Source organism: Bacilli bacterium (assembly GCA_036381315.1).
Taxonomy (GTDB): Bacteria; Bacillota; Bacilli; order Paenibacillales; family KCTC-25726; genus DASVDB01.
In genome coordinates this window covers 1-11,575 of the sequence record DASVDB010000050.1, presented here as the reverse complement: position 1 = coordinate 11,575, position 11,575 = coordinate 1, and the positions used below count along the sequence as shown (strand labels likewise).

Below are 11,575 nucleotides of genomic sequence, written 5' to 3'. Positions count from 1 at the left end.
AATTCTCGCAAAGCCGGATGTCGTCAGTTTGCCAAAGGGCGGATGACTTCCAGACGGAATTTTTCGGCTAACGCCTGCACATAGCCTGAATCCGCTTTCCGGTCGGTGATGAGCGCGGATATTTGCTCACAGCCCGCCAAATGGGCGAGTTCCTGCGAGCCAAATTTGCTGAAATCGGCCAGCAAAAACGTTTTGTCGGCAATGCCGATCATTTTGCGTTTTACGGTCGCTTGCAACTCATTCGACTCCGACATGCCCCGCTCCAGATGGACACCCTTGCAGGAGATAAACGCTTTATTCACGTGGTAAAGATCCAGCGCCTGTTCGGCCAACGGGCCAACATAAGAAAGCGATCGCGAAGCCAAAAAACCGCCGGTGGAAATCACCTGGATGTTGCTTTTGGCGGCCAATTCGACCGCCACCTTGATCGAATTCGTCAGCACCGTAAGCGGTATATCCGGCAAACTGGCCGCCATGTACCACGCGGTTGTGCTGGCATCGAGAATAATCCGGTCCCTGGGCGAAATGCGCTTGATCGCTTCGGCGGCAATTTCCTTTTTCTCCGCGACATGGGTCGCTTCTCTTTCGAAATACGGAATTTCCGGCGCCGTTTCCTTTACGCTGACCGCGCCGCCGTGGCTTCTGCGCAGCTTTCCCAGCCGCTCCAGCTTGTCAAGATCGCGGCGGATCGTCTCCTCGGTGACGCCGCACAGTTCGCTCAATTCCGATACGCGGATGCTGCCGCGCTTTTTGACAAGTTGCTCGATCATTTCGTATCTTTGCGCCACCAACATGGACGCCACCCTCCTCGCCACTAACTGCCGCTTGATTTCATCATTTGCAAAAATGCCGTGTACGCTTTTTCCCAACGTTCCTGTTCTAAAGGCAAATAAGTTTCGATGGCAAAAGATTTTCGGACGATCGTCCTCGCCTCCCATATGTCGGCTATTTCGCCCAATGCCATATATTGTACCAGAACGTTGCCGACTGCGCTGCCTTCGGCGGGTCCCGCCCAAACCGGCCTGCCGATGGCATTGGCGGTAAACTGGCACAGCAGCTTGTTTTGAATGCCGCCGCCAATCATGTGCAGCCCGTTATACCGCTGCCGCGCAAGCCGCTCCGTCATTTCCAGAACAAACCGGTATTTGCACGCCAGGCTTTCCAAAATGCAGCGAACGATCTGTCCAATCTGTTCGGGCACGGGCTGCCCGGTTTTGCGGCAATAATCCTGAATCGCCTGCGGCATGTTCGCAGGGTTCAGGAATGCGGGATCATCCGGATCGATCAAGCTGGCAAACGATTCCGCCTGCAACGCCTGCTCCGACATTTCGTCATAGGATAATTGCAGCCCTTGCTTGCGCCAGGTGCGGCGGCATTCTTCCAGAATCCACAAGCCCATAATATTTTTCAATAGCCGGTTCGTTCCGGCAACGCCGCCCTCATTCGTAAAATTGAAGACGAGAGCTTCATCGGTAATAACCGGTTTTTCCGTCTCCGTGCCCAAGAGCGACCAAGTGCCGCAAATCAAATAGGCAAAATGACGCTGTTCGGCCGGCACTGCCGCGACGGCTGAACCCGTATCATGTTCGGCGACGGCAGTGACCTGCAGATCGGATAGTCCCAATTCGGCACGAACCGACGGCAACAGCCCGCCGATTGCGGTTCCGGGGCGGCATACCCGGGTGAACAGTTCCGGACGGACTCCGATGCGTTCAAGCAACGTCCGATCCCAACAACCATCAATCGGATTATACAATTGCGTTGTGCTGGCGTTGGTGAATTCCCCGATTTGTTCACCCGTTAAAAAATACCGCAACAACTCGGGAATCATCAATAACGTTTGCGCCTTCGCCAAAATCGGCGAACCGGCTTTCCTTAGCGCATACAACTGGAAGATCGTGTTGAATTGCAAAAACTGAATGCCGGTGCGGCGAAAAATTTCTTCTTTGGGCAAAAGGGCAAACACTTCGTCCATCACTTGATCCGTGTGATGGTCCCGATAATGGTACGGGTTTCCGAGCAATTCCCCGTTATCGCCGATCAACCCGAAATCCACAGCCCACGAGTCGATCCCCAAACTTGCCAATCCGCCGCCCGCTTGCAATTTCGCCTGCAACAAGCCTTGTTTGATCTCATGATACAGCCGCAAGATATCCCAATGCAGCCTGTCTTTCACCTGCACCGGATCGTTTGCAAACCGGTGCACTTCCCGAATTTGCATCTTGCGGCCATGCAGACTGCCGATCAATGCCCGGCCGCTTCCGGCGCCAAGATCAAACGCCAGGACGTTCACCAGCTTGCACCGCCTTTGCCGCGCACGGCAATGCTTTCCAGATAGCCGCTCTGCAAAAAGGCGCGCATCGGATCCGTCGGCACGCCCATCTCTTCGCGCACCGCATGCAACAGCGGCGTCACGTCCATTTCGAACGCTTCCCGCACGGCATTTTCCGCCCGCAAAACATCTTGCGCCGCTTGCGCCGCGCGAACCTCTTCCAGATTGATCAGGAGCGCTTTGGCGTACTGCGTTTGCACATTCAGCACGGAACGGATCATCGCCGGGATTTTCGGCTCGATGTTGTGGCTTTGATCGATCATGTACGCAATGTTTTCCGCGTTGTTGCGCACGCCTTCCGCCGCAGTCTCACTCGCGTCGATGATCTGGTAGAAGATCAGGAACAATTCATACGGATTGATCGCGCCCACGATCAAATCGTCGTCCGCGTATTTGCGGCTGTTGAAATGAAAACCGCCCAATCTTTCTTCATCGAGCAGGTAAGCCACGATATGCTCCACATTCGTTCCTTGCGCATGATGCCCCGTATCAACGAGCACCGCGGCCTGCGGACCCAGCTTGCTGGCCAGGTTGAAGGCCATGCCCCAATCGGCGAGATCGGTATGATAAAACGCCGGTTCAAAAAACTTGTATTCAATTAACATCCGCATATCCGGCGTCATCGCCTTGTACATGGCGGCCAACGCTTCCTGCATGCGGTGCTTGCGCGCGCGAATATCGTCCTGCCCCGGGTAATTGGTGCCGTCCGCGAACCAGAGGCTTAAGTCGCGCGAACCCGTTTCTTTGGCAATGTCCACGCATTCCAGCAAATGCTCCGTCGCTTTGCGGCGGATTGCCGGATCGGCATTGGTCACGCTGCCCAGCATGTAATCGTCGTCCTGGAACAAATTCGGGTTGATCGCGCCGATGCGCAAACCCAAATTGCCCGCGTGCACACTCAGCTTATGGTAATCGTCCACCTTGTCCCAGGGGATGTGAATGGCTACGGATGGACAGATCCCGGTAAATTTGTGCACCTGCGCCGCATCGGCAAATTTTTCGTACGGATTGCGGGGCACCCCGTTCTTGCGAAACACTTTGAATCGGGTTCCGGAGTCTCCGTAACCCCAGGAAGGCGTTTCAATCGTTAGCGATTTTAGCTTTTGCATAACCCTATCAAGGTTTATTCCCCTGGCCTGTTGCTGTTCCGCAAACAATGCATAAGCACGGTCGGACATGCATATCACCCTTTCGGATTTGGTTTGATGGCTTTGCCAAACGTCAGCGTACGAATGCGGCGGGCACGCCGCCATCGATCGTCAGCATGCACCCCGTCGTTTTCTCCGCTTTGGAGGAAGCGAAAAAGGCCACGCCTTCGGCAATATCTTTCGGATAAACATTTACCAATAAGGTCGTGCGCTTGCGGTAATACTCTTCCAGTTCTTCCGGCTGAATGCCGTATGCCGCGGCGCGCTCTTCCCGCCAGGCGGAATTCCAGATCGCCGAGCCTTGCAAGACGGCATCGGGCAAAATCGTATTGACGCGGATGCCGAACTGGCCGCCTTCCGCCGCGATACAGCGGGCAAGATGCGCTTCCAGCGCTTTAGCCGCGCTGTAAGCGGCGGCGTTTTTGCCGGCATATACCGAATTTTTCGAGCCGATAAAGACCATGCTTCCGCCGATTGCCTGCTCTTTCATGAGCCGGAACGCTTCCCGCGCCACCAGAAAATAGCCGGTCCCCAGTACATCGATATTCAAATTCCATTCTTTCAGCGATGTATCCGCAAACGGGCTGGACGTGGCCAAGCCGGCGTTGTTGACCAAAATGTCCACGCCGCCGTACTGCAAAGCCGCCGTCTGAAACGCCGCGGCAATCTCGTCTTCTTTCGTCACGTCCATTTTAACGGCAATCGCCCGGCCTGCGCCAAAGCGGTTGTTGATATCTTCGGCGACCTGCGCCGCGCCGTCCAAATTCAAATCGGCGACGATTACATGCGCTCCTTCCGCCGCCAATCTGCGGCACGTTTCGCTGCCGATGCCGCCGGCGCCGCCCGTCACAAAAGCGATCTTGCGCGAAAACTCGGCTTCCGGCGGCGCCAAAGTCAATTTGTATAATTCCAAAGGCCAATACTCAACGTTATAGGACTCGTTTTCGTTTAACGATACGAATTTGCCCAGCGCGGTGGCGCCTTTCATGACGGCAATCGCCCGATGGTAGAGCGCTCCGCTCACTTCAGCCATTGCCAGGCTTTTGCCCGTGTTGATCATGCCTACGCCGGGAATCAGGATCACGCGGGGCGCCGCTTCAAACATCACGTCCCCTTCATTACGGTTACGTTCGAAATACCGGGCATATTCCTCTTTGAACGCGGAAATGCCTTTGGCAACCGCGGATTTGAGCAAGGCAACATCCTGCGAATTCGGGTCCCAATCAACAAACAGCGGCACCCGTTTCGTATGCACCAGATGGTCCGGACAAGCCGCGCCCACTTGGGAAAGAGCGGGAGCGTCCTTGCTGTTCACAAATTCCAGGACATCGTCGGCGTCGTCAAACGCAAGCAGCATTTTCTTGCTGTCGCTGACCAAGCCGCGGATTAGCGGCATGATTTGCGCGGCGATCCCGCGCCGTCTTTCCGCCGGAAGCGCCGGATACTTTTCCCCTCCGAAAGCGGCGTTGCCGGCTGAGTGTGCCGCAATATAGGCGGCCGCTTCATTGATGATTGCCAATGTTTTGTGATAGCAGTCTTTTGACGTTTCTCCCCATGTTACCAATCCATGCTTCTCCATCAGGACCAGCTCGGCCTGCGGATTTTGCTTAACACCTTCGGCGATCATTTTGGAAAGTTTAAAACCCGGCCGGATATACGGAACCCAGACAAACCGGTCGCCGAATATTTTTTGGGCCAGTTCGCGACCGTTATCCGCGCAGCATAAACTGATGATCGCGTCGGGATGCGTATGGTCGACATGCTTGAACGGCAAAAAGGCGTGCAACAGCGTTTCGATGGATGCGCGCGGATGCTTGCTGTCAATCATGCAATGGGCCAAATACGCGACCATTTCGTCGTCCGGCATATCATCGCGCTCCATGAGCGGGCGAATATCTTCCAGGCGCAGCCCCGTGAAGTTTTTTGCCTGCATCGACGCCAAATCCGAACCGCTGCCTTTCACCCACATCACTTCCACTTGCCGCCCGCGAAAGTCGACGACGGTTGTTTTCATGGAGGTGTTGCCGCCCCCCCAGTTGCACACCCGCCGATCCGCGCCGATCAGGTTGGAGCGGTAAACCAGTTCATCCAGGCCGCTTTTAAGTTTGTCCGCCTTGCTTTGTTCCCACAGGCTTGTAATCATGTTTTCCCTCCGAAGTTTTTGGTATGTTTTTATTTTTACTATACTATATTTTTGTTTATATTTGAATATGTCTGTTTATTTTTATTTTTGTATCTGATAAGCAGCCGCTCAGGCAATTCGAAAAAAAAAGAGCGCCGACACTGCGACGCCCCATTTTTTTACTTCATCCCATATTTCCACAAATTCAACCGGAGGCGATCCGCCCCCGTTTACGCTTCACCCATGCCCAACAGCTTCAGGAACTCCGCTTCGTCGTCGATCACCGTAACACCCAGATCCCGCGCTTTTGCGAGTTTGCTTCCGGCGTTTTCCCCGGCGATGACGAAATCCGTCTTTTTCGAAACGCTGCCCGCCACTTTGGCGCCGAGCGCTTCCAGTTTGGCTGTGGCCTCATCCCGGGTCAACGATGCGAGCGTGCCGGTCAAAACGACCGTCTTCCCGCTGAACATGCTGTCCGTTTGCGTCCGCTCCGCCGGCGCTGTCGGGCGCACTCCCGCGGCAAACATGCGGGACAGGCTAGCGCGGATATACGGATCAGCGAAAAAGGTCACGATGCTGTCCGCCACGACGTCCCCGATGTCCGGCAAGCCGGTCAACTCCTCGCGGGTTGCGCGCATAACGGCATCCATGCTGCGGAAATGGCCGGCCAGGCTTTTGGTCGTTGTCTTGCCGGTGTTGGGAATGCCCAAAGCGAACAGAAAAGAGGCGAGATCTTTCGTTTTGCTCGCTTCGATCGCCTGCAGCAAATTATTCGCTTTCTTCTCGGCGAACCGTTCCAAACCGACCAGGTCGGCAAGCCGCAAATCGTACAAGTCCGCCGGATCTTTTACGCCAAGTTCATCATAGAGCTGCTCCGCCGTCGCCACGCTGAACGTCTCGATATCCATCGCATCGCGCGAGGCAAAATGCACGATTCTGCCGATCAACTGCGGCTTGCAGCCAAGCCGGTTCGGGCAAAACAAATGCGCGCCCCGCTCTTCTAGCGGCGTGCCGCAAGCCGGACATTCCGCCGGCACCGGAATTTCCCGCCCGTCCGGCTCGTCCGTCGCTTTGCCCAATATTTCCGGAATCACGTCGTTCGAGCGGCGGATAAACACATGGGAGCCCAGCGCATACCGCAAATTTTTCCGTTCAATATCGCCGAGATTGTTGAGCGTGCATCTCTGCACCGTTACGCCCGCCAGTTCAACCGGTTCGACCGTGGCGACCGGCGTCAGCTTCCCGGTGCGCCCCACTTCCCAGGAAACATCCGTCAACACGGTGGTCGCTTCCTCCGCCTCGAATTTGTAGGCGACCGCCCAACGGGGGAACTTTTCGGTATAGCCCAAAACGTCGCGGGTGCGCATATCGGCGATTTTCACGACCGCGCCGTCGATCAAATAATCCAGCGAAAAACGCATTTCGGCAATGCGTTCCACTTGTGCGACAACTTCTTCCATTGTGGAGCAAAACACAATATGCGGATTTACTTTGAAGCGGTTTTCGCGCAAAAAGGCGACCATTTCCTTATGATCGGCAAAATGCAGGCCATCCGCATAACCGACGTTATAGATAAACGCATCCAGTCTGCGTGCCGCCGTCACCTCCGGGTTAAGGTTGCGCAGCGCGCCGGCGGCGGCGTTGCGCGCGTTTTTCAGCGGCTCGGCAGCCGTCTTGTTATATTCCGCAAGCACCGATAAATGCATCATGCCTTCGCCCTGCACCTCGATTACGCCATCGCGGTAAGGAATGGCAAGCGGAATGGAACGAATCGTCCGCACCTGCGGCAAAATGCCTTCGCCGACTTCGCCGTTGCCCCGCGTCGCCGCCTGTACAAGCTCGCCGTGATCGTAAGTCAGATTGAGCGTTAAGCCGTCGAATTTTAATTCCACCACAAAGGATAAAGGCGGCAGCATAGCGTCGGGATGTTTCGCGTTAAAATCGGCAACCAGTTTGCGCGCCCGGGCATGCCAGGCATGCAAATCGGCGATGCTTTGCGCCTTGTCGAGACTCCACAGACGACCGAGATGGCGATGTTCGGCAAAACCTTTGAGCAACTCCCCGCCGACGCGGCGCGTTGGCGAGTCGGGCAGCACAACCCCGGTTTCGTTTTCCAAAGCGACAAGCCGGTCATACAACTTGTCATATTCACGATCACTAATAATCGGCTGATCCAACGTGTAATAATGATAATTGTGCCGATTGATCTCCGCAACCAGATTTCGCATCTCATCCATCTGATCCATGCGCTTTAATCCTCCAAATTACAGTTTGGTGATCGGGGCAAACTGCGCCAACAGCCGCTTGAGACCTACCGGCGCCGGAAATGCGATCTGCAGTTCCATATCGCTGCCGCTCCCCTTTACCGCCACCACCGTGCCGACGCCCCACTTGCCGTGGGAAACTTTGTCCCCTGCGCGAAAATCGGCGCTCGCGGCATTCACCCGCGGCTGGCGAATCGGAGCGTTTCCCGCCGCAGTTGCCGGTCGCGATTCCACCGTGGCCCGATGTGCGGGCGATGTGGTCGATCTCCTTGTCCGGCCGCCGGTTTTGCGATCTCCGAATCCGAACCCACTGCGCGAACCGCTTGCGAAAGAACCGCCATATCCCCATGATGGCGAGCTGTAGCCTTTCCCGAAACCGCCTGTTTCCGCCATTCCGTCGCCGGAGACGGGTTCCAACACCGATTCGGGAATTTCTTCAAGAAAGCGCGAGGGCATGTTATACGATGTTTGCCCGAACAGCATCCGCCTTCTGGCGCAGGTCAAGTACAGTTCTTCCTCGGCGCGGGTGATTCCGACATAGGCGAGCCGCCGTTCTTCTTCCAGCTCTTCCTCATCATCGCGCACACGACTGTGCGGGAATACGCCTTCTTCCATGCCGGCGATAAATACGACGGGAAATTCCAAACCTTTCGCGCTGTGCAGCGTCATGAGCGTAACCGCGTCTTTCGGACCGCCGTTTTCGTCAGCCAATGTGTCGATATCGGCAATCAGGGCAAGGTCGGTTAAAAATGCGAGCAGCGATTTATCCTCGTTCTTCGCTTCGAAGTCCCGGGTTACCGAAAGAAATTCGTCAATATTTTCCAGGCGCGCATTCGCCTCAATCGTCCCTTCCCGCTGCAATTCACGCCGGTAACCGGACATCTCCAACACTTGTTCGGTTAATTCCGTCACCGACAAATAGGGAGTCATGGCGTTGAGACTGTCCATCATCTGTTTAAACTGCCGCAAACTGTGCGCCGTTTTGCCGGCGATGCCCGCTTCTTCCGCCGCGTCGAGCATACGGAAAAGAGATTGGCCGCGCTCTTGGGCAGCCGCCAAAAGCTTGTCCATCGTCGTATCGCCGATACCCCGCTTCGGCACATTGATGATGCGCTGCAGGCTGATATCGTCGTCGGGGTTGGAGACAAGCCGCAAATACGCGATCACATCCTTGATTTCCTTCCGCTCATAAAAGCGGATGCCCCCGACAATCTGATACGGAATTTCCGCTTTCAGCAAAATTTCTTCCAATACGCGGGATTGCGCGTTTGTCCGGTACAGGATGGCAAAATCCCGAAACTTTCGTTTTTGCGAAAGCCCGTCGCGGATCGTTCGCGCGATAAAATAGCCTTCTTCATGCTCTCCGTCGGCGATAAAGAGCTTCAGCTTTTTCCCGCCTTTTTTCTCGGTCCATAGTTTTTTCGGCTTGCGTCCCTTGTTATGCGCAATCACTTCGTTTGCCGCCTGCAAAATCGCTTCCGTGGATCGATAGTTCTGCTCAAGCAAAATGACGCGCGCATTCGGATAATCTTTCTCAAATTCCAGAATGTTGCGGATGTCCGCTCCGCGCCAGCGGTAAATCGACTGGTCGCTGTCGCCGACGACGCAGATGCGCTTGTGGCGCTCCGCCAACCTGTTGCACAACATATATTGCGCATGGTTTGTATCCTGATACTCGTCCACATGCATGTATTGAAACTTACGTTGGTAAAAATCAAGTGCTTCAGGCTCTTCATCAAACAGCCGAATCGTTGTCATGATCAAATCGTCAAAATCAAGCGCATTGTTGGCGCGCAGTTTCTTTTGATAAGCGGTGTAAATGCGGGAAACGACGCCCTGCCGGTAATCGCCGATCCGTTGTTCATAAGCGGCCGCGTCAATCAATTCGTTTTTCGCGGCGCTGATCGCCGCAAGCATCGCCCGTGGATCGAACTTTTTCGGATCAATGTTCAAATCTTTCATGCAGCCTTTCACGACGGACAACTGATCGGTGGAATCCAAAATCGTAAAATTGCTCGTATACCCCAACCGTTCGATCTCCCGCCGCAAGATGCGCACGCACATCGAGTGAAACGTCGACACCCACATTTCCTGGGCCGCGGGCCCCACCAGGGCGGTTACGCGATCCTGCATCTCGCGCGCCGCTTTATTCGTAAACGTAATCGCCAAAATGCCCCATGGCGGCGTTTTTTGCGTCGCAATCAGATAGGCGATCCGGTGCGTAAGCACCCTTGTTTTGCCGCTGCCCGCTCCGGCTACGATCAAAAGCGGGCAGTCAACGGCTTCGACCGCTTCCCGCTGGCGCGGATTCAATTGCTGCAACGCCGAAAATATATTCGGCAAATCGTTCAACATGGCCATCCATACCTTCCACTCCGCGTATTTGTCAGCTTTTTTCCAAAACTTTTACGGTTTGCAGCGCTCCCGGCAAATGCTCATAAATGGCGTTGCCAACGATGATCGTATGCGCCGCTTCCGCAGCCTGTTTCGCTTTGGCAAGATTATCAATGCCGCCGCCATAAAACAACCGCGCCCCGGTTAACAATGATTTAACGCGCTTCACCGGTTCCATATCGGCAAAAGCGCCGCTGTTTTCCACATAAAATATCGGCATGTGCAAAAGCTTGTCGGCAAACCGCGCGTACGCTTCCAGATCGCGAACCGCAAGTTCGGTTCGAGCGTTGCATAGCCTGGCCGCAGCCGAAAACTTGTTCAGGATCACGTAGCCTTCCATCGCAATATGTTCCCACGGCATGATCGCCCCGTACCGCTTCAACGCTTCAACATGCCGCCCCACGATCCATTCGCCGTCTTGCGTGTTCAGCACCGTCGGAATCAGATATAAATCAAAGCCGGGAACAATAGCCTCCTGGTTGGAAACTTCCAAAGCGCAAAAAACAGAATATGCGCGGATTCTGGCCAGCAACTCGACCGTGTTGTCAAACGTTACGCCCGTTGAACCGCCCACAATCAAAGCATCGGTTCCGGATTCGCAAATTTGCTCCAACGCGTGATCGGAAATCGGACGGTCGGGGTCCAGCTTGAACACATGCCGCCACGACCGAATCGCGGCCATTGCGTGACTGGTCACCAAATCACCGTTGCCAAGTACTTATCAAAGTCAATTGACAAAACGGTTTCCCTCCTTGTTCATTGCATATGAAGTTCTTGCGCGGCAATGCTCTTGGTCGATTCGCCGACTTGCAGCCTTTAACGGACGCGACAGCGCCTATTTGGCCCAAATCGATCGCTTTTCGATTCTAACGGTCGTGAGCGCGCCTATTTTTGCTTTTTCCCTGATAATTGGGCACCGAAACGACGATTAGCCTCTACTGCGTCCGTTAAAATTTCAAATCGGCCTTTTTTCGGCAAATAGCCTCTGCTACGACCGTTAGCGCTATGTTGTGAGAGGGGCCCCCGTTTTAGCGACGCGCAGGGAGGTGGTCCCACCTTTGAGCGATGCGCAGGAAGGCGACCAAACCGCTTTAGTGTCGTGCAATGAGGTGATCCCTCCGCTTCAGCGTCGTGCAATGAGGTGCTCCCCCCGCTTCAGCGTTGTACAGGGAGGTTTGCGGTTTCGAACTGGGAAAAGTTCACCAAGTCTGTTCCCTATCTGAACGTTTGCTGTGTGAAAAAGGCCTAAAATCAGTCTAGTGTACGCACCCTTTTGTGTCAATTTTGAAAAAAAGAAGGAGGCAACGAGGCCTCC

General features: G+C 54.8%; 7 protein-coding genes. All 7 read right to left on the bottom strand.

The features are described from left to right. Positions 1 to 23: 23 nt before the first annotated feature. Complete coding sequence (locus VF260_03685) at positions 24 to 794, bottom strand: DeoR/GlpR family DNA-binding transcription regulator (protein ID HEX7056288.1); 771 nt, start codon at positions 792 to 794, stop codon at positions 24 to 26. 20 nt (positions 795 to 814) lie between these two features. Beyond that, the gene (locus VF260_03680) at positions 815 to 2,293 is read right to left on the bottom strand and encodes a rhamnulokinase family protein (protein HEX7056287.1); all 1,479 of its coding nucleotides are present in this window, start codon (positions 2,291 to 2,293) and stop codon (positions 815 to 817) included. Then, positions 2,290 to 3,510: an L-rhamnose isomerase gene (rhaI, locus tag VF260_03675; GenBank protein ID HEX7056286.1), complete on the bottom strand. Its 1,221-nt coding sequence runs from the start codon at positions 3,508 to 3,510 to the stop codon at positions 2,290 to 2,292. The genes VF260_03680 and rhaI overlap by 4 nt, the downstream gene beginning before the upstream one ends. Positions 3,511 to 3,553: 43 nt before the next feature. Then, positions 3,554 to 5,623, bottom strand: a complete 2,070-nt coding sequence (locus VF260_03670; protein ID HEX7056285.1) for a bifunctional aldolase/short-chain dehydrogenase — start codon at positions 5,621 to 5,623, stop codon at positions 3,554 to 3,556. Positions 5,624 to 5,832: 209 nt separating this feature from the next. Continuing rightward, the gene (gene ligA / locus VF260_03665) at positions 5,833 to 7,848 is read right to left on the bottom strand and encodes an NAD-dependent DNA ligase LigA (GenBank protein HEX7056284.1); all 2,016 of its coding nucleotides are present in this window, start codon (positions 7,846 to 7,848) and stop codon (positions 5,833 to 5,835) included. A gap of 18 nt (positions 7,849 to 7,866) precedes the next feature. Continuing rightward, positions 7,867 to 10,221: a DNA helicase PcrA gene (gene pcrA, locus VF260_03660; GenBank protein ID HEX7056283.1), complete on the bottom strand. Its 2,355-nt coding sequence runs from the start codon at positions 10,219 to 10,221 to the stop codon at positions 7,867 to 7,869. A gap of 31 nt (positions 10,222 to 10,252) precedes the next feature. Continuing rightward, the gene (locus tag VF260_03655; GenBank protein HEX7056282.1) at positions 10,253 to 10,942 is read right to left on the bottom strand and encodes a heptaprenylglyceryl phosphate synthase; all 690 of its coding nucleotides are present in this window, start codon (positions 10,940 to 10,942) and stop codon (positions 10,253 to 10,255) included. Positions 10,943 to 11,575: the final 633 nt, after the last annotated feature.